The organism is Pseudomonas putida, assembly GCF_026625125.1.
Taxonomy (GTDB): Bacteria; Pseudomonadota; Gammaproteobacteria; order Pseudomonadales; family Pseudomonadaceae; genus Aquipseudomonas; species Aquipseudomonas putida_X.
The window spans coordinates 662,399-680,395 of the sequence record NZ_CP113097.1 but is presented as its reverse complement, the minus strand read 5'-3'; the positions used below and the strand labels follow the sequence as shown (position 1 = coordinate 680,395).

Here is a 17,997-nt window from a genome sequence, read left to right as displayed (position 1 = left end):
GGAGAGACATCATGTACTTGACGCCTCAGCATGTCCTGCTTGCCGGAGCCACGGGCCTGACGGGTGAACACCTGCTTGACCGCCTGCTCAACGAGCCCACCATCAGCCGCGTTCTGGCACCCACCCGCCGCCCCTTGGCCGAACATCCACACCTGGAAAACCCGGTCGGCGACCCTGCGGTGTTTTTACCGCAGTTGGCCGGGCGCGTGGACATCGCTTACTGCTGCCTGGGGACTACCCTCAAGCAGGCCGGCTCCGAACAGGCGTTTCGCGCCGTCGACCTGGACATGGTGGTGGCCTTCAGCAAGCGGGCCCGGGAGATGGGGGCGCGCCACCTGCTGGTGGTCAGCGCGATCGGCGCCGACCCCAAATCGTCGATCTTCTACAACCGGGTCAAAGGCGAGATGGAAGAGGCACTCAAAGCGCAGGATTGGCCACAACTGACGATTGTCAGGCCTTCGCTGTTGCTGGGCGAGCGTATCGCACCGCGCTTGGGAGAGCGCCTGGCGTCGCCGTTTGCGCGGTTGATGCCGGGCAAGTATCGGGGGATCGAAGCCTGCACATTGGCGCGGGCGCTGTGGCGCCTGGCGCTGGAAGAAGAGGACGGGATTCGGGTTGTCGAGTCGGATGAACTGCGTAGATTGGGCAAGAAATAGCGCCCGCCTGTAAGGCCCTGTCACCGGCAAGCCGGTGCTGGGGCCATTACAGACCGCCAGTGGCCTGGAAACCGATCCCGGCAGCCGTCAGCAACGATAATGGCAGGAGCAGGGTATCGAGCAGCATGCTGCCTGGCAGGTCCAACCGCGGATACGCCGGCGCATGCGCCCCGAAATGGTCCTCTGAGCAACACCCGCCATTGATCACGTACAAGTCCAGCCGGGTGCCGGCATACACCACCGGGGCGCCCGGCTTGTTGGCATCCAGCGTCCGCACCGTGGCACAGCCGTCGAGCAGCAGGACGGCCAGCACGGCAGGCAGAGCCCGCCTCAATCGTCCGCCCCAAGATGATGTTCGCCCCAGCGCGGCAGCATGTCCTGTGGAATGTTCAGCAGGTTGAGAATGCGCGCCACGACGAAGTCGACCAGGTCATCGATGGTTTGTGGCTGGTGATAGAAGCCCGGCGCCGCCGGCAAGATCACTGCCCCCATCTGCGAGAGCTTGAGCATGTTCTCCAGATGGATGGTCGAAAATGGCGCCTCCCGCGGCACCAGGATCAGTTGGCGACGTTCCTTGAGGGTTACGTCGGCGGCACGTTCGATCAGGTTGTTGCAGGCCCCGGTGGCGATGGCCGACAGGGTACCGGTCGAGCACGGCACCACCACCATGGCCGCCGGTGCGCCGGAGCCCGAGGCCACCGGCGACATCCAGTCCTCCTTGCCATACACGCGGATCTGCCCATCGGCAGCGCCGGTGTACTCGGTGAGAAAGGCCTGCATGGCCTGCGGCTTGGGTGGCAGCAGTACGTCAGTCTCGGTGGACATCACCAATTGCGCGGCCTTGGAGATGAGAAAATGCACCTCACGGTCTTCGCGCACCAGGCAATCGAGCAGGCGCAAGCCATACTGCGCACCGGAGGCGCCGGTCATGGCCAGGGTGATGCGTTCCGGCCCGCTCATTTCAGGGCCTCGGCCAGCTTGCCGTGCAGGCCGCCAAAGCCGCCGTTGCTCATGATCACCACATGTGTGCCCGGCCGCGCCTGGCCCTTGACCCGCTCGATGATCGCCTCGAGGCTGTCGGCGACCACGCTTGGCACCTTGCACTGCGCTGCGGTCGCTGCCAAGTCCCAGCCCAGGTTGGCTGGCGCATACCAGACTACCTGGTCGGCATCATTGACGCTTTCTGGCAGGCCGTCACGGTGCGCGCCGAGCTTCATGGAGTTGGAACGAGGCTCGATGATGGCGATTACCGGCGCCTCGCCCACCCGCTTGCGCAGCCCGTCCAGGGTGGTGGCGATGGCCGTCGGATGGTGAGCGAAGTCGTCGTAGATGGTCACGCCCTGCACTTCTGCGACCTTCTCCATGCGCCGCTTGACGCTCTTGAACGCGCTCAGGCCATCAATGCCCATGGCCGGCACGACCCCCACATGACGGGCAGCGGCCAAGGTTGCCAACGCGTTGGCAACGTTGTGCTGGCCAGTCAGGCCCCAGTCCACGATGCCTTGTGCTTGCCCCTCGAACAGCACTTCGAAGCGCGAGCCGTCGGCACTGAGCAGGCGCGCCTGCCATTGGCCACCCTCGCCGGTGGTCTGTACTGGCGTCCAGCAGCCCATGCCGATTACCCGCTCCAGCGCCTGCTCTGTGGTCGGGTGGATCACCAAGCCTTCGCTCGGGATGGTGCGCACCAGATGATGGAACTGCCGCTCGATGGAGGCCAGGTCCGGGAAAATGTCCGCGTGGTCGAACTCTAGGTTGTTGAGAATGGCTGTGCGCGGATGGTAGTGCACGAATTTCGAGCGTTTGTCGAAGAAGGCGCTGTCGTATTCATCGGCTTCCACCACGAAGAACGGCGTATCGCCCAAACGTGCCGAGACCGAGAAGTTCTGCGGCACGCCGCCGATCAGGAAGCCAGGGCTCATGCCGGCATGCTCCAGGACCCAGGCCAGCATGCTGCTGGTAGTGGTCTTGCCGTGAGTACCGGCCACGGCCAGCACCCAACGCCCCTGCAGCACATGGTCGGCCAGCCACTGGGGGCCGGAGACGTAAGGCAGGCCTTTGTTGAGCACATACTCCACTGCAGGGTTGCCCCGCGACATGGCGTTGCCGATCACTACCAGGTCAGGTGCCGGGTCCAGCTGGGCCGGGTCGTAGCCCTGAGTCAGCTCGATGCCCTGGGCCTGGAGCTGGGTACTCATCGGTGGATAGACGTTGGCGTCCGAACCGGTCACACGGTGGCCAAGCTCCTTGGCCAGCACCGCCAGCGAACCCATGAAAGTGCCGCAAATACCGAGAATATGAATGTGCATGGTCGACCTCGCAAAACTTCGAGGCAGGGTAGCCCAGGGCGCGGGAAATCGCACCCGCTGTTTCGCTCAGACGCCCCTGGCGATGCCGTGTTTGCGCAGTTTTCGATACAAGGTATTGCGGCTGATATTCAAATGCTCGGCGACACGGGTGAGGTGCCAGCGGTTTGCCTCCAGTGTGGATAACAGGGCTTGGCGCTCGGCATCCTCCAACCGTGCCGGCCTCATCGCCGGCAAGCCGGCTTCCACAGGGGGAGCGCCAGCTTCTTGGGTGGTGCCAGCCTCTTGGGGGGCGCTGCAGCTTTTGCCTGCCTTTTTGAGGATCACGGCAGGAAGCTCGCCACACTCGATACGCCCGTGCTCACACAATGCCACCAGCGTACGCAGCACATTGCGCATCTGGCGCACATTGCCCGGCCAGGCATAATCCAGCAGCGCCTGGCGGGCGCTTGGGTCGATTTCGATGGCCTGGCCTTGCGCTTCCTGGCGCAACAGGAAATCCAGCAACTGAGCCTTGTCACTGCGTTCACGCACCGCCGGCATTGCCACTTCCAGGCCGTTGAGCCGGTAATACAGATCCTCGCGGAAGGTGCCTTGCTCCACCCGCTCCAGCAAATCTCGGTGGGTAGCACTGACGATGCGCACATCGACCGCTTGCGGCTCACCACCGATCGGCACCACCTGACGTTCTTCCAGCACCCGTAGCAGACGGGTCTGCAGCGCCAGCGGCATGTCACCGATCTCGTCGAGCAACAAGGTGCCGCCATCGGCCTGCAGCAGCTTGCCGCGCATGCCTTCCTTGCGCGCTCCGGTAAAACTGCCGCCGCGGTAACCGAACAGCTCACTCTCTATCAGGCTTTCGGGAATCGATGCGCAGTTGACTGCCACGAACGGTTTGCCGCGCCGTTGGCTAGCCTGGTGCACGGCCTGGGCAAAGGCTTCCTTGCCACAACCGGTCTCGCCCGACACCAACAGTGGCACATCACGCTCGAACACCCGCAGCGCCCGCTGGAAATCACCCTGCAGCGCCGGGTCCATCAGGCAAATGCCCGGGTCGGGCTCAGGCCGGGTTTCGGGCAAACCAGCCGGCACCGCCCACACCGGCGCCTTAGCCTGCCCGCGCAAGCTGGCAAATACCTGCCGACCATCTCGTGTATACAGCGGCCAGGCCGGGCTGCCCGTGGGCATGGCGCGGCTGAAGAGCTCATCAGGGTTACAGGCAAAGAACATTGCCAACGGCTTGCCCAGTACCCCGCCCCGGACAGTGCCCAACAGGTTGAGGGCGCTCTGGTTGGCCGCGCAGATACGGCCATCGGCGCCGAACGCCAGCAGCCCTTCGCTGAACAACCCCACCGACTCGGCCTGCAGGTGAAAGCGCAGCAGCCATTGCTGCTCGAAGTGGCGCAGGAAGTAACAGCTCTCGATCATCTTTGCCGAAAGGTTGACCAGCGCCATGGTATGAAACTGGCTTTGGCGCGAAACATCCGGCCTCGCCGAGGACACATCGAGCACTGCCAGCAGTTCGCCGTGAGGGTCGAATACCGGGCTGGCCGAACAGGTCAGCCCGGTGTGCCGGCCGCGAAAATGTTCGTTCTGATGGATGGTCAGGGCCTGGCGCTCCACCAGGCAGGTGCCGATGCCGTTGGTGCCCTCGCGCGCTTCGCTCCAGTCAGCGCCCAAGCACAACCCCGCACGTTCGAAGATGCGCCGCTCGCTGGGTGCAGTGACACAGTTGAGGATGACACCGCGCGCATCGGTCAGCAGCACCGCATGCCCGGCACCGGATAACTGCTGGTGCAGGCTGTTCATTTCACTGTCGGCGATTTTCAGCACCTGGTTCAGGCGCTCACGGCTTTCGAGCAAGCGGCCGTGCTCCAGCACAACCGGCGCGGCAAGCAACTCGGGATCCAGATGGTAGTCCTCCAGGCATCGCAGCCAGGATCGGGCAATGGACGGATCGCTGCCGGCCCCCCCGGCTTCGCCGTGGGCAACGGTATGCACTTGCTGGGCATGACGACTGAGGTGGTGGCTCTGCATTGGTTTTTGTTCTCCGCAGATAGAGCGTCCTGCCAGCATCCTCCACCCGCCCGGGCTTTGCAATGCACCGCAATCAAGCGTGTCGCAAACGGTACAAAGTGTCACCCAGCACGTGCCGTTCCCGGTACAGCGCCCGCTGCAGGCCCATCAAGAAATCGCGCAAGCCATTGATTCAACTAGCCCTCCCCACGCTGGCCCAACCTTTGCTCTACGCTTTCCAACTCCTCAACAAACACAATTAACCAGGAGACACACCATGCGTTATGCACATCCCGGTACCGAGGGCGCGAAGGTTTCCTTCAAGAGCCGCTACGGCAACTACATCGGTGGTGAATTCGTAGCTCCGGTGAAGGGGCAGTATTTCGACAACACCTCCCCGGTCAATGGCAAGCTGATCGCTGAATTCCCCCGCTCCACTGCCGAAGACATCGACAAGGCCCTGGACGCTGCCCACGCTGCCGCCGATGCCTGGGGCCGTACGTCGGTACAGGACCGCTCCAACGTTCTGCTGAAGATCGCCGACCGCATCGAGCAAAACCTCGAAGTGCTGGCCATCACCGAAACCTGGGACAACGGCAAGCCGGTCCGCGAAACCCTTAACGCCGACATCCCGCTGGCGGTCGATCATTTCCGCTATTTCGCCGGCTGCATACGCGCCCAGGAGGGCGGTGCCGCCGAGATCAACGAAAACACCGTGGCCTATCACATTCATGAGCCACTGGGCGTGGTCGGGCAGATCATCCCGTGGAACTTCCCGATCCTGATGGCCGCCTGGAAACTGGCACCGGCCCTGGCCGCTGGCAACTGCGTGGTGCTCAAACCAGCCGAGCAGACGCCGCTGGGCATCACCGTGCTGGTCGAGCTGATTGGCGACCTGCTGCCGCCCGGCGTGCTCAACGTAGTCCAGGGCTATGGCCGCGAGGCCGGCGAGGCGCTGGCCACCAGCAAGCGCATCGCCAAGATCGCCTTCACCGGCTCTACCCCGGTTGGCTCGCACATCATGAAGTGCGCCGCCGAGAACATCATCCCATCGACTGTCGAGCTGGGCGGCAAATCGCCGAACGTGTACTTCGAAGACATCATGCAGGCTGAGCCGAGCTTCATCGACAAGGCTGCCGAAGGCATGGTGCTGGCGTTCTTCAACCAGGGCGAGGTATGCACCTGCCCGTCACGCGCACTGGTGCAAGAGTCGATTTACCCGCAGTTCATGGAAGTGGTGATGAAGAAGGTGCTGCAGATCAAACGCGGCGACCCGCTCGACACCGACACCATGGTCGGCGCCCAGGCGTCGCAACAGCAGTTCGAAAAAATCCTGTCGTACCTGCAGATTGCCCAGGACGAGGGCGCCGAGCTGCTGACCGGCGGCAAGGTGGAGAAGCTGGAGGGGGCGCTGGCCACCGGTTACTACATCCAGCCGACACTGCTCAAAGGCACCAACAAGATGCGGGTGTTCCAGGAAGAAATCTTCGGCCCGGTGGTCAGCGTCACCACTTTCAAGGACGAAGCTGAAGCACTGGCCATCGCCAACGACACCGAGTTCGGCCTTGGCGCCGGTGTATGGACCCGCGACATCAACCGCGCCTACCGCATGGGCCGCGGCATCAAGGCGGGCCGCGTATGGACCAATTGCTACCACCTGTACCCGGCACACGCCGCGTTCGGCGGTTACAAGAAGTCCGGCGTAGGCCGTGAAACCCACAAAATGATGCTCGACCACTACCAGCAAACCAAGAACCTGCTGGTGAGCTACGACATCAACCCGCTGGGCTTCTTCTAAGCGGCAAGCGGCAAGCTGCAAGCGGCAAGAAAAAGCGAGTGCACCGCCGACCCGCTTTTTCTAAGCTGCAAGCTGCAAGCTGCAAGCTGCAAGCTGCAAGCTGCAAGCTGCAAGAAAAAGCGAGTACACCGCCGACCTGCTTTTTCTTGAGGCTTGCAGCTTGAAGCTTGAAGCTGCTTGAAGCAGCTTGAAGCCCCATGGCTCGCTTCCTGCAGTACCCATCACCAAGGGCCGGAACCCTTCCGGCCACCAAGAAAAAGAACAGGTGAAACTATGCCAAGCGATCAATCTTCCGGCACACCGGCAGGTGCTTCCGTCGATTTTGAAAAAGTCGGTTCGGACTACTTCCAGCAGCGTGAACTGAAAAAAGGGGCTGCCGGCTGGGTCCTGCTGGTGGGCTTGGGCGTCGCCTACGTGATCTCCGGCGACTATGCCGGCTGGAACTTCGGTCTTGCCCAAGGCGGCTGGGGTGGCATGTTCCTGGCCACCCTGCTGATGGCCACCATGTACTTGTGCATGTGCTTCTCGCTCGCCGAACTGTCCTCGATGATCCCAACCGCCGGGGGCGGCTACGGCTTTGCCCGTAGCGCCTTCGGCCCGTGGGGCGGCTTTCTGACAGGCACGGCGATCCTCATCGAGTACGCCATCGCGCCGGCAGCCATCGCGGTGTTCATCGGCGCCTACTGCCAGTCCCTGTTCGGCATTGGCGGCTGGATGATCTACCTGGCGTTCTACATCGTCTTTATCGGCATCCACATCTTCGGTGTGGGTGAAGCGCTGAAACTGATGTTCATCATCACCGCCATCGCCGCCATCGCCCTGGCTGTCTTCCTTGTGGGCATGGTGCCCCATTTTGATGCAGCGAACCTGTTCGACATCGCCCAGACCGACGCGGTCGGCGCCAGCAGCTTCCTCCCATTCGGTTATGTCGGCGTGTGGGCGGCAATCCCTTACGCGATCTGGTTCTTCCTGGCGGTAGAAGGCGTGCCACTGGCAGCCGAGGAAACCAAGAACCCGAAACGTGACCTGCCACGTGGCCTGATTGGCGCCATGCTGGTGTTGCTGGCCTTTGCCCTGCTGATCCTCGTGGTCGGCCCGGGCGGTGCGGGCTCCGAAGCGCTCAAAGCCTCCGGTAACCCACTGGTTGAAGCGCTGTCCAAGGCGTATGGCGGTTCCACCTGGATGGGCGGCTTCGTCAACCTGGTTGGCCTGGCCGGCCTGATTGCCAGCTTCTTCTCCATCATCTATGCCTATTCGCGGCAGATCTTCGCCCTTTCCCGCGCGGGCTACCTGCCGCGCAAACTGTCTGAAACCAACAAGAGCAAGGCACCGGTACTGGCCCTGATCATCCCCGGCATCATTGGCTTCGCCCTGTCACTGACCGGCCAGGGCGACCTGCTGATCCTGGTTGCGGTGTTCGGCGCGACGCTGTCTTATGTACTGATGATGGCCGCGCACATCACCCTGCGCATCCGCCGGCCCAAGATGGAACGCCCCTATCGCACCCCGGGTGGCATCTTCACCTCAGGCGTAGCCCTGGTGCTGGCCTGTATCGCCGTGGTCGCAGGCTTCCTGGTCGACCCACGGGTGGTGATTGGCGCTGCAGTGATCTATGCAGTATTGATTGCCTACTTTGCGTTCTACAGCCGCCACCACCTGGTGGCGGGCACACCGGAAGAGGAATTCGCCGCGATCCAGAAGGCCGAAGAGGCCCTGCACTGATCGCCGACACCTGCCGCGGGCACGCCCGCGGCACTCTGGAGATTCTGTATGGCAAGTTTCGTACACACGGTAGGCCACCTGGTCTACCGTTTCGACAGCCTCAAGGACGTGATGGCCAAAGCCAGCCCCGCACGCTCCGGGGATTACCTGGCTGGCGTTGCCGCCGCCAACGATGGCGAGCGGGTGGCGGCGCAGATGGCACTGGCCAATATCCCACTCAGCCACTTCCTCAGCGAAGCGCTGATCCCTTACGAGCAGGATGAAGTGACCCGTCTGATCATCGACACTCACGACGCCCAGGCCTTCGCCCCGGTCAGCCACCTCACCGTCGGTGGCCTGCGTGACTGGCTGCTCAGCGACGAAGCCAACGAAGACAGCCTGCGCGCCCTGGCGCCAGGCCTGACCCCGGAAATGGCCGCTGCAGTCTCGAAGATCATGCGCGTACAGGACCTGGTGCTGGTGGCACAGAAGATCCGTGTGGTCACCCGTTTTCGCGGCACCATGGGCTTGCGCGGGCGCCTGTCGACCCGCTTGCAGCCCAACCACCCTACCGACGAGCCGGCCGGGATTGCCGCCAGCATTCTCGATGGCTTGCTGTACGGCAACGGCGACGCCATGATCGGCATCAACCCGGCCACCGACAGCACCGCCTCGATCTGCGCGATGCTGGAAATGCTCGACGCGATCATCCAGCGCTATGACATTCCCACCCAGGCCTGTGTACTGACCCACGTCACCACCTCCATAGAGGCAATCAACCGCGGCGTACCGCTGGACCTGGTGTTCCAGTCGATTGCCGGCACCGAGGCGGCCAACGCCGGCTTTGGCATCAACCTCAACGTGCTTCAGGAAGGTTACGAAGCCGGGCTGTCGCTCAAGCGCGGCACCCTCGGGCAGAACCTCATGTATTTCGAAACCGGCCAGGGCAGCGCCCTGTCGGCCAACGCTCACCACGGCGTCGATCAGCAAACCTGTGAAACCCGCGCTTATGCCGTGGCCCGTCATTTCAAGCCGTTTCTGGTCAACACCGTGGTCGGTTTCATCGGCCCCGAGTACCTGTACAACGGCAAGCAGATCATCCGTGCCGGCCTGGAGGACCACTTCTGCGGCAAACTGCTGGGCGTGCCGATGGGGTGCGACATCTGCTACACCAACCATGCCGAGGCCGATCAGGACGACATGGACACCCTGCTGACCCTGCTGGGAGTGGCCGGGATCAACTTCATCATGGGCATCCCCGGTTCCGACGACATCATGCTCAATTACCAGACCACCTCGTTCCATGACGCGCTGTATGCGCGCCAGACCCTGGGCCTTAAACCTGGGCCTGAGTTCGAGGCATGGTTGCAGCGCACCGGTATCTTCACCCAGGCCGATGGCCGGGTGCGCTTTGGCGACAACCTGCCACCGGCGTTCCGCCAGGCCTTGGCGCAACTGTCATAGAGGTGACCATGGATCAGACACCCACCCCCGAAAACCCTTGGCTGGCCCTGCGCAACCTGACCCCGGCGCGTATCGCCCTGGGCCGCAGCGGCATCAGCCTGCCAACCGGCGCCCAGCTGGACTTCCAGTTCGCCCACGCCCAGGCCCGCGATGCCGTGCACCTGGCGTTCGACCACCGTTCCTTGGCCGAACAATTGAAGCAGCGCGGCCGTGACAGCCTGGTACTGCACAGCGCTGCCAGCGACCGCCACCAGTACCTGCAACGCCCCGACCTGGGGCGGCGCCTGAACGAGCACTCGGTGGAGCACCTGCGCCAGCACGCCCAGGCCAACCCTGGCGGCTGCGACCTTGCCATCGTGGTGGCCGACGGCCTCTCGGCACTGGCCGTGCATCGCCATACCTTGCCGTTCCTGGCCCGTTTCGAGGAGCAGGCCGCCAGCGATGGCTGGACCAGCGCACCGGTGGTGCTGGTGGAGCAAGGCCGGGTGGCCGTGGCCGACGAAGTGGGCCAACTGCTGGGGGCGCGCATGACCGTGGTGCTGATCGGTGAGCGGCCCGGGCTCAGTTCACCCGACAGCCTGGGCTTGTATTTCACCTACGGGCCAAAGGTGGGCCTGACCGACGCTTACCGCAACTGCATTTCCAACGTTCGCCTCGAAGGCCTGAGCTACGGCATGGCCGCCCACCGCCTACTATACCTGATGCGCGAGGCCTGCCGCCGACAGATGTCTGGCGTGAATTTAAAGGACGAAGCGCAGGTCCATACTCTCGACAGTGAAAACACCTCTGGCCAAAAAGGTAATTTCCTACTCGGTGAAGGGTAAAAAACATGTCACGGACGGCGGATTGCGCTTCTAGCCTGCATTGGGCAGCATGCTATCGAAAGCTGCTGGCATTCCGCTGTTTCCCAAATGGACTCTGAGGGCCGCACATGCGCATCATCAAGGCAACCCTGGAACACCTCGACCTGCTCACCCCGCTGTTCGTCCGATACCGTGAGTTCTATGGGCAACTGCCCTACCCGGACAGCTCGCGCAAATTCCTGGAAACGCGCCTCAAACGCGACGAATCGGTCATCTACCTGGCATTGCCGGACGATGACGACGCCAAACTGCTGGGCTTTTGCCAGTTGTACCCGAGCTTCTCGTCGCTGTCGCTCAAGCGCGTGTGGATTCTCAACGACATCTATGTGGCCGAAGACTCACGGCGCATGCTGGTGGCCGACCATCTGATCCGTGAGGCCAAGAAGATGGCCAAGGACACCCAGGCCGTGCGCATGCGGGTTTCGACCAGCGCCAACAACGAGGTAGCGCAGAGGACCTATGAATCCATCGGTTTTCGCAAAGATACCGAGTTCGAAAGCTACATTTTGCCGATCAGTCAAGACTGACCCGTACTGGCCCGAGCGCCGGCTGGCCGGCGATCGGGCCAGCAAAGGCACCCTCAGTAACCCCCCGCTACAAACTCTCCGGGCATCCTCGCCACTTGGCCGTATAATGCCCGCTCCTGGCATGTCTGAAAATTTACCCTACCGCTCGTCCGCTCGCCCGTCGCTGCGGGTCAAGAACACAGGTGCTGTACATGGATTTCAACCCGCTGGACCTCATCCTGCATCTCGATGCCTACCTTGATCTGCTGGTCACCAATTACGGCCCCTGGATCTACGCGATCCTGTTCACCGTGATTTTCTGCGAGACCGGGCTGGTGGTGATGCCCTTCCTGCCGGGTGATTCCCTGCTGTTCATCGCCGGCGCCGTGGCCGCCGGTGGCGGCATGGACCCGGTACTGCTGGCCGGCCTGCTGATGGCCGCCGCAATCATGGGTGACAGCACCAACTACGTGATCGGGCGAACGGCAGGTGAACGGCTGTTCAACAAACCCAATTCGAAAATCTTCCGCCGCGACTACCTGCAGCGCACCCATGAGTTCTATGAACGCCATGGTGGCAAAACCGTGACCCTCGCACGCTTCTTGCCAATCCTGCGTACCTTCGCACCGTTCGTCGCTGGCATCGCCCACATGCACTACCCGCGTTTCCTGGCCTTCAGCGTTGCAGGCTCGCTGCTGTGGGTCGGCGGCCTGGTGACCCTCGGCTACTTCTTCGGCAACGTGCCGTTCATCAAGCAGCACCTCTCGCTGATGGTGGTCGGCATCATCTTCCTGTCGCTGGTGCCGATGGTCCTGGGCCTGCTGCGCGGGCGCCTGGGCCGCACCGCCAAGGCACACTGACGAACGCCATGTGGTCCTTCAGCGCCTGGCGGCGTAAGCGAACCCTGGCGCGCTACCCGGTCGACCCACAGCAATGGCAGGCGATCCGTGAACGCCTGCCGATGCTCGATGGCATCAGCGACGACGAAGACCGTCGGCTCCGTGATGCGTGCATCCTGTTCCTGCTCGACAAGCACCTGACCACCCTGCCCGGCGTCGAGCTGGATGATCAGCAACGCCTGTTCCTGGCTGCCCAGGCTCAACTACCGCTGTTGCACCTGGGGGACCTCAACTGGTACCAGGGCTTTCACGAGATCATCCTCTACCCGGACGACTTCAAAAGCCCCCAGCGCCACCGCGACGCCAGTGGCGTGGAGCATGTCTGGGATGGTGAACACAGCGGCGAGGCGTGGCAGCAGGGCCCGGTGATCATGGCCTGGGCCGGGGTGCTGGCCAGCGGCGGCTGGGAAGCCTACAACCTGGTGATCCACGAGCTGGCGCACAAGCTCGACATGCTCAATGGCGATGCCAATGGCCTGCCACCGCTGCACAGCGACATGCAGGTCGAAGCCTGGGCCACGGCCATGCAGCAGGCGTATGACGACCTCAACCGCCAGTTGGACGCCGACCCTGAAGCGCAAACGGCCATCGACCCTTATGCGGCCGAAAACCCGGCAGAGTTCTTCGCCGTCACCAGCGAGTACTTCTTCAGCGCACCCGACCTCTTGCAGCAAGCTTATCCGCAGGTGTACCGGCAACTGTCGCTGTTCTACCGCCAGGACCCTCTGGCGCGCCTGACGCGGTTGCAGGACGAACACCCTGACTACCGCCAAAGCCCCACCTGATGCGCCCGCGCATCAGGTGGGGCGTGGCATGCCCTGGCCGAATGTGCCTATAATCGCCGCCACTTTTTTGATCAAACACGGGGGCACTGCCCAATGAGCTACAGCAAGATTCCGGCTGGCAAAGACCTGCCGAACGACATCTACGTCGCCATCGAGATCCCGGCCAACCACGCGCCGATCAAGTACGAAATCGACAAGGACAGCGATACCCTGTTCGTCGATCGCTTCATGGCCACCCCGATGTTCTACCCGGCCAACTACGGCTTCATTCCAAACACCCTGGCCGACGACGGTGATCCGCTGGACGTGCTGGTGGTTACCCCTTACCCGGTCGCCCCTGGTTCGGTCATCCGTGCCCGCCCGGTCGGCGTTCTGAACATGACCGACGACGGCGGCGGCGACGCCAAGGTCATCGCTGTGCCGCACGACAAGCTGTCGCAGCTGTATGTCGACGTCAAGGAATACACTGACCTGCCAGCACTGCTGATCCAGCAGATCGAGCACTTCTTCGCGAACTACAAAGATCTCGAGAAGGGCAAGTGGGTCAAGATCGAGGGCTGGGAAGGCGCCGACGCCGCCCGCGCCGCGATCACCAAATCGGTTGCTGCCTACAAGGGCTGATACCGTATGCACCAAGCCCCGCTTCGGCGGGGTTTTTTGTGCGTGCCGCTGTGGCAAAAAATCCTACAAGGTCCTAATCCAGGGTCCTACACCTAGGCGCTTTTCGTACACGTCACGTCAACACCTGGTTCGTATCCCTACTGGCACACCGCCGGTACACTCCGGTGCATGAAAACCTCCGGTGACCGCCTCAAGGCCCTCCTCCACGAGTGTGGCTTGACCCCTGCCGATCTCGCCGCCCAGCGTGGTTTGACGGCCCAGCACGTGAACAACTGGTTCAAGCGCGGCATTCCCCTGGCTCGCCTGGACGAACTTGCCGACCTGTTCTGCGTACACCGGCGCTGGCTGCGCTGTGGCGAAGGCCCCAAACACCCCAGTTCGATCCTGCGCAGCCGCGCCCTGCAGCCCGCCCCTGATACTGGTAATGCGCTCTCCTTGCTGTCGACCCAGGCTACCCGGCTCTTGCAGGTGCCATTTCAGCAAGTGCACGACGGCAAGCTCGTCGCGCTGGAGGGCAAGTACCTGCAACTGCCGCTTGAAGCGCTGCAGGCCTTGGGCGTTGGAATGGATAGTGTCGTTTGCCTGGCCATGCCAAGCCAAAACATGGCGCCGTGGGTTCCATCCGACGCGATAGTGGCCATTGACGTCAGCCAGACCCGGGTCAAGGACGGTGAAACCTATGCCCTGCTGCACAATGGCACCCTCCGGGTGAACAGCCTCAGCCTCGGCCACAACGGCATCCTGTGCCTGCACAGTCACGACAGGCGCAACTACACCGTGGAACGCTTCACCCCTGCCCAGCGCCAGGCACAGCACTTGGAGATACTCGGCTGGGTGTTCCACTGGTCGCATTTTTGCCGGCAACGCCCTGAATGAAACACCCTGTGCCATTTTTTGCTGGGCATCCTGAGCAGGCCCTTGTATGCTACGCGCCACATTCAGCCCCGACCGGCGCAAGCCGCAGGCCAGAGGGCTCGGCAACGTTTCACACGAACGTTCGCCATCTTTTTCAGGCCTTTGATGGCCACCCAGTTAAGGCGGTTGCGGCTTACCATAAATTAGCCGGAAGCGTCCCCGAGAAGCCGGCCACAAGCCGGCTTTTTAATGCCTGCTCTTAATGCTTCATGCCCAGCTCGGCACCATCCATCAGCGCCTTGGCCATGGCACTGAGGTAATGCGAAGCCCAGATCATCATGGGTTTCTCATCCATCAGGCCGTTTATGGTCGAACCTGGTTGTGTCAGTGGTCATTGTTCAATCTCCTTGAAATTTGCGCTGGCCGGCCTGGCCTCTCGCCGGCAAGCCGGCTCCCACAGGGATGGCGCCAGCTTTTAGAAGTTGAGCAAGACTGTTGGGCTCCAGTGCCCGCACCGCCGCTGAAACCTGTGGGAGCCGGCTTGCCGGCGATAGGGCCGGTATAGGCGGCAAATCTTCCAAGCCCTAATGCAAGGTCCGAGGGCCTGTGGGCATCTGCACCTGGATCAGCGCCGACTCGAGCAAAACCCGTAACGCCTCCATTTCATGCAGCGAGGTCATCATCAAAACCGATGCCGGTGACTTGGGATGCAGCAGCAGTGCCTGGTGCACAACGGTCGTGGCGCACAGCGCATAGTCCGTGGCCTGGATCAGGGTGTCTTCAAGGGAATGATTATCATGGGGTGGGTCAGGGACAATTTTAAGCATGGTGTAGCCCTCTGTGGATTCACTAGAGCCGCACACTCATGACTTGCAGTGTGATGGGTGGCGGCCACGTACAGGTCTGCAAGACCGGACAGAGAACGAAAACCGGCAGGTTCGAAAACCTCCCGTACGCAGCCACCGTCAAGCGCGCTCAATGGCAAACCATTGGCTTTCGGTGATAAGCATGCGTTTTCTGTGCGGGCTTGCAGGCCCGGTCGCTGATTTGGCAACGACGGGCCCAGACTAGGCCGCAGAGAAAAGCACCGCAATGCCGAAAAGGCGGGAACAAGCTATTTCAGAAATGGACTACAAGCAACGGTAAAAATCTGACAATTTCCTGGAAAATACGTCAGAAATCATAACGCGCGCCAACCATCATGCTGCGCGAAGGCCCATAGAAGTTGAACGTCGACGTCGACCCCACCCGCGACAGGTAATCACGGTCCAACAGGTTGTTGACGTTAAAGGTGGCCGTCAGCTTCGAGGTAACCGGGTACGACAGCATCGCATCCACCGTGGCGTACCCCGGCGCATCGATGCGCACGCCGCCGTTCTCGGAATGGAAGTTGCTCATCGCCGAGACGCCACCACCAATGGCCAGCCCGGTCAAAGGCCCTTGGCTGATGGTGTACTTGCTCCACAGCGACGCCTGGTGGCGCGGCATGATGAAGAAGGTGGTTTCGGCATCACCGTCGAGGGTTTCGGTTTCCATCCAGGTGTAGCCCGCCAGCACCTCCCAGTTCGGCGTCAGCTTGCCGCTGACTTCCACTTCGGCACCCTTCACGCGCGTCTTGCCCGATGCAACCGAAAACCCGGTGTCTACGCCATCCTCGTCATAGTCGGTGCTGGCGCGGTTCTCGTCGGTCAAACGGAATACCGAGAGGCGGGTATTGAGGTCGCCGCCAAAGTAACTGCTCTTGAGGCCAAACTCATACTGCTCGCCTTCACGCGGCTTGAGCACCCGGCCATTGCTGTCGGTGTCTGACTGCGGCTTGAATACCTGCGAATAGCTGGCATACAGCGCATGGGTATCGGTCAGGTCGTAGACGACGCCACCGTACGGCGTGAAGCGCCCATCCACGCGCTTGTTGTCATCGACAGTCGAACCCGTGCTCAGGGTAGTGGTGTAGAAATCACCGCGATACCAACTGAATCGGCCACCAGCAATCAGCGCCAAACGCTCGACCGGGCGGAAGGTGACCTTGGAGTACAGCCCGTACTCTTCCTCCTGCATGCCGGTTTCGGTGCTGTAGTTCGGCGACGGTTTGGCGAACTGGGTCGGCGAGTAGCTGCCGACGTTGATGCCCCCCAGGTTGGTGGTGCCGTTGAGGTACTCGGTGTCGTAGTTCTTGTAGTCGGTACCCACCACGAATTCGCTGACCTGGCCGAAGGTTTCGAACGGCTGGCTGTAGCTGGCGTCCAGCGAGTAGGTGTCCTGGGTGAAGTCGCGGGCACTGGCACGCTCGGAGTTGGCACCGGTGGTGGCATTGGTGGCGGTAAAGGCATAGAGGTAGTCGGTGTCGCGGTGCGAGCCACGGGCGGCGATACGGCCATAACCACCGTTGTCGAAGCGGTGCGTCAACTCGGCAACCAGGTCGGTGGTCTTGCCGTCGAAGTAGTTCCAGTCAGCGCCGAGGAACTTCGAATGGCTGAAATCCGGCACCTCACCAGACAGGGTTGCCGGGTAGCCGTTGTGCGGGGTGATGTTCTTCACTTCGTGAATCAGGCCGAATGACAGCTGGGTGTCGTCATCAAGGTCGATATCCAGCGCGCCGTAGTAGCTGTTGCTGGTGTTGGCGTTGTAGTCCACCTCCCCATTGGTGTCATCACGCGAGGCCACGAAGCGCCCACGCACCCGGCCTGCATCATCCAGCGGCCCGCCCAGGTCGATTTCTTCGTGGTTGGTGTCCCAGGTGCCGTACCTGGCCTCGACGTGGCCCTGGAATTCGGCGGTCGGGCGCTTGCGCACCATGTTGACGATACCGCCAAGCTCGCTGGTGCTGCTGAACAACCCCGCCGGGCCGCGCATGATCTCCACACGATCGAAGGCCGCCAGCGACGGCACGGTGCCGAAAATACTGGCCATGGGCGCCGGCAGGCCATCGATGTTGAACTCGCTGTACTCGTAGCCACGGGCATAGATCGACGAGCGCCCGCTGTCGTTTGTCAGGGTGCGCAGCCCAGCGGTGTACTTGGCCAGGTCATCGAGGTGCACGAACTGGCGGTCTTTGACGTAGTCCTGGGTGTAGACAGTGACCGACTGCGGTATTTCCTTGAGCGACGCGGGGGTCTTGGTGCCGACGGTGGCAGCGTCGACGCTGTAACCGCCGGTTTCTTCCGAAGGCAGCATGTCGTACAGGCGGTTGCCTTCGATGGTCAATGCCGGCAGGTCGAGCGAGGTGTCCGCAGCGACCTCATTGGCTACCGTTTCGGCCAATGCCGAGAATGAAAACGGCGCCAACAACCCCAGCATCAGCCAGCCCCGCGCCCGTCGCGGGCTCCCCACACCTTTGAAACTGCTCATGGCACACCTTCGCCCAAATGATATTTAATCGCAAACGACATACGTTGCTTTTTGCGAACGATACCGGACGAAAACGGGGGGTGCAGCAGGATTAACCTTCTTAACACATGCACCCGCCACGGGGTGATTGCCCTTAGCCTGCATGCAATGGGATGATCGCCAACTGATACGAATTCTCATTA

Annotated in this window: 16 protein-coding genes and 1 pseudogene; 10 read left to right on the top strand and 7 right to left on the bottom strand. The window is 62.1% G+C overall.

Features of this window, described 5'->3' with window-relative positions; translation table 11 throughout:
• The first annotated feature begins 11 nt into the window (after nucleotides 1–11).
• Nucleotides 12–656, top strand: a complete 645-nt coding sequence (locus OSW16_RS03150; RefSeq protein WP_012312540.1) for an oxidoreductase — start codon at nucleotides 12–14, stop codon at nucleotides 654–656.
• Nucleotides 657–702: 46 nt separating this feature from the next.
• Here OSW16_RS03150 and OSW16_RS03145 read toward each other — a convergent pair whose 3' ends face one another.
• The 4 genes from OSW16_RS03145 to OSW16_RS03130 all read right to left on the bottom strand — a co-directional run bounded on the left by OSW16_RS03145 (nucleotide 703) and on the right by OSW16_RS03130 (nucleotide 4,996).
• On the bottom strand, nucleotides 703–990 hold the full coding sequence (locus tag OSW16_RS03145) for a YceK/YidQ family lipoprotein (protein WP_267820689.1): 288 nt from the start codon (nucleotides 988–990) through the stop codon (nucleotides 703–705).
• Nucleotides 987–1,616, bottom strand: a complete 630-nt coding sequence (ubiX, locus tag OSW16_RS03140; RefSeq protein ID WP_039603651.1) for a flavin prenyltransferase UbiX — start codon at nucleotides 1,614–1,616, stop codon at nucleotides 987–989. The genes OSW16_RS03145 and ubiX overlap by 4 nt, the downstream gene beginning before the upstream one ends.
• The gene (gene mpl / locus OSW16_RS03135; protein WP_267820686.1) at nucleotides 1,613–2,962 is read right to left on the bottom strand and encodes a UDP-N-acetylmuramate:L-alanyl-gamma-D-glutamyl-meso-diaminopimelate ligase; all 1,350 of its coding nucleotides are present in this window, start codon (nucleotides 2,960–2,962) and stop codon (nucleotides 1,613–1,615) included. Before mpl ends, ubiX begins: the two co-directional genes overlap by 4 nt.
• A 66-nt stretch (nucleotides 2,963–3,028) precedes the next feature.
• Complete coding sequence (locus OSW16_RS03130) at nucleotides 3,029–4,996, bottom strand: sigma-54-dependent Fis family transcriptional regulator (protein ID WP_267820684.1); 1,968 nt, start codon at nucleotides 4,994–4,996, stop codon at nucleotides 3,029–3,031.
• A gap of 256 nt (nucleotides 4,997–5,252) precedes the next feature.
• On the opposite strand from OSW16_RS03130, the gene OSW16_RS03125 reads away from it, so the two are divergent.
• The 9 genes from OSW16_RS03125 to OSW16_RS03085 all read left to right on the top strand — a co-directional run bounded on the left by OSW16_RS03125 (nucleotide 5,253) and on the right by OSW16_RS03085 (nucleotide 14,488).
• Nucleotides 5,253–6,773: an aldehyde dehydrogenase family protein gene (locus OSW16_RS03125; protein WP_267820682.1), complete on the top strand. Its 1,521-nt coding sequence runs from the start codon at nucleotides 5,253–5,255 to the stop codon at nucleotides 6,771–6,773.
• A gap of 273 nt (nucleotides 6,774–7,046) precedes the next feature.
• Nucleotides 7,047–8,495 carry an ethanolamine permease gene (eat, locus tag OSW16_RS03120; RefSeq protein WP_241803964.1) on the top strand — a complete coding sequence of 483 codons (1,449 nt, stop codon included), beginning with the start codon at nucleotides 7,047–7,049 and terminating at the stop codon, nucleotides 8,493–8,495.
• Between the two features lie 48 nt (nucleotides 8,496–8,543).
• Nucleotides 8,544–9,938, top strand: coding sequence for an ethanolamine ammonia-lyase subunit EutB (locus OSW16_RS03115; RefSeq protein ID WP_267820680.1), 1,395 nt, complete (start codon nucleotides 8,544–8,546; stop codon nucleotides 9,936–9,938).
• Nucleotides 9,939–9,946: 8 nt separating this feature from the next.
• A complete protein-coding gene (gene eutC, locus OSW16_RS03110; RefSeq protein WP_267820678.1) occupies nucleotides 9,947–10,762 on the top strand; it encodes an ethanolamine ammonia-lyase subunit EutC in 816 nt (271 codons plus the stop codon).
• A 107-nt stretch (nucleotides 10,763–10,869) separates the two neighbouring features.
• Nucleotides 10,870–11,328: a GNAT family N-acetyltransferase gene (locus tag OSW16_RS03105; RefSeq protein ID WP_012312531.1), complete on the top strand. Its 459-nt coding sequence runs from the start codon at nucleotides 10,870–10,872 to the stop codon at nucleotides 11,326–11,328.
• Nucleotides 11,329–11,519: 191 nt separating this feature from the next.
• Nucleotides 11,520–12,167 carry a DedA family protein gene (locus OSW16_RS03100; protein ID WP_267820676.1) on the top strand — a complete coding sequence of 216 codons (648 nt, stop codon included), beginning with the start codon at nucleotides 11,520–11,522 and terminating at the stop codon, nucleotides 12,165–12,167.
• An 8-nt stretch (nucleotides 12,168–12,175) separates the two neighbouring features.
• Nucleotides 12,176–12,991 carry a zinc-dependent peptidase gene (locus OSW16_RS03095; protein WP_267820674.1) on the top strand — a complete coding sequence of 272 codons (816 nt, stop codon included), beginning with the start codon at nucleotides 12,176–12,178 and terminating at the stop codon, nucleotides 12,989–12,991.
• 93 nt (nucleotides 12,992–13,084) lie between these two features.
• Nucleotides 13,085–13,612 carry an inorganic diphosphatase gene (gene ppa, locus OSW16_RS03090; RefSeq protein WP_003255365.1) on the top strand — a complete coding sequence of 176 codons (528 nt, stop codon included), beginning with the start codon at nucleotides 13,085–13,087 and terminating at the stop codon, nucleotides 13,610–13,612.
• Between the two features lie 168 nt (nucleotides 13,613–13,780).
• A complete protein-coding gene (locus OSW16_RS03085; RefSeq protein WP_267820672.1) occupies nucleotides 13,781–14,488 on the top strand; it encodes a LexA family transcriptional regulator in 708 nt (235 codons plus the stop codon).
• A gap of 238 nt (nucleotides 14,489–14,726) precedes the next feature.
• Here OSW16_RS03085 and OSW16_RS03080 read toward each other — a convergent pair.
• The 3 genes and pseudogenes from OSW16_RS03080 to OSW16_RS03070 form a co-directional block, all read right to left on the bottom strand.
• A pseudogene (locus tag OSW16_RS03080) lies at nucleotides 14,727–14,837 on the bottom strand (DUF3077 domain-containing protein); the annotation flags it as partial.
• Between the two features lie 214 nt (nucleotides 14,838–15,051).
• A complete protein-coding gene (locus OSW16_RS03075) occupies nucleotides 15,052–15,294 on the bottom strand; it encodes a hypothetical protein (RefSeq protein ID WP_267820670.1) in 243 nt (80 codons plus the stop codon).
• Between the two features lie 346 nt (nucleotides 15,295–15,640).
• On the bottom strand, nucleotides 15,641–17,815 hold the full coding sequence (locus OSW16_RS03070; RefSeq protein WP_267820668.1) for a TonB-dependent siderophore receptor: 2,175 nt from the start codon (nucleotides 17,813–17,815) through the stop codon (nucleotides 15,641–15,643).
• Nucleotides 17,816–17,997: the final 182 nt, after the last annotated feature.

Coding starts and splice junctions, on each gene's coding strand:
- mpl (WP_267820686.1), bottom strand. CDS start 2,962: ATGCACATTCATATTCTCGGTATTTGCGGCACTTTCATGGGTTCGCTG.
- OSW16_RS03130 (WP_267820684.1), bottom strand. CDS start 4,996: ATGCAGAGCCACCACCTCAGTCGTCATGCCCAGCAAGTGCATACCGTT.
- ubiX (WP_039603651.1), bottom strand. CDS start 1,616: ATGAGCGGGCCGGAACGCATCACCCTGGCCATGACCGGCGCCTCCGGT.
- OSW16_RS03095 (WP_267820674.1), top strand. CDS start 12,176: ATGTGGTCCTTCAGCGCCTGGCGGCGTAAGCGAACCCTGGCGCGCTAC.
- OSW16_RS03125 (WP_267820682.1), top strand. CDS start 5,253: ATGCGTTATGCACATCCCGGTACCGAGGGCGCGAAGGTTTCCTTCAAG.
- OSW16_RS03150 (WP_012312540.1), top strand. CDS start 12: ATGTACTTGACGCCTCAGCATGTCCTGCTTGCCGGAGCCACGGGCCTG.
- OSW16_RS03085 (WP_267820672.1), top strand. CDS start 13,781: ATGAAAACCTCCGGTGACCGCCTCAAGGCCCTCCTCCACGAGTGTGGC.
- OSW16_RS03115 (WP_267820680.1), top strand. CDS start 8,544: ATGGCAAGTTTCGTACACACGGTAGGCCACCTGGTCTACCGTTTCGAC.
- OSW16_RS03070 (WP_267820668.1), bottom strand. CDS start 17,815: ATGAGCAGTTTCAAAGGTGTGGGGAGCCCGCGACGGGCGCGGGGCTGG.
- ppa (WP_003255365.1), top strand. CDS start 13,085: ATGAGCTACAGCAAGATTCCGGCTGGCAAAGACCTGCCGAACGACATC.
- OSW16_RS03075 (WP_267820670.1), bottom strand. CDS start 15,294: ATGCTTAAAATTGTCCCTGACCCACCCCATGATAATCATTCCCTTGAA.
- OSW16_RS03105 (WP_012312531.1), top strand. CDS start 10,870: ATGCGCATCATCAAGGCAACCCTGGAACACCTCGACCTGCTCACCCCG.
- OSW16_RS03100 (WP_267820676.1), top strand. CDS start 11,520: ATGGATTTCAACCCGCTGGACCTCATCCTGCATCTCGATGCCTACCTT.
- eutC (WP_267820678.1), top strand. CDS start 9,947: ATGGATCAGACACCCACCCCCGAAAACCCTTGGCTGGCCCTGCGCAAC.
- eat (WP_241803964.1), top strand. CDS start 7,047: ATGCCAAGCGATCAATCTTCCGGCACACCGGCAGGTGCTTCCGTCGAT.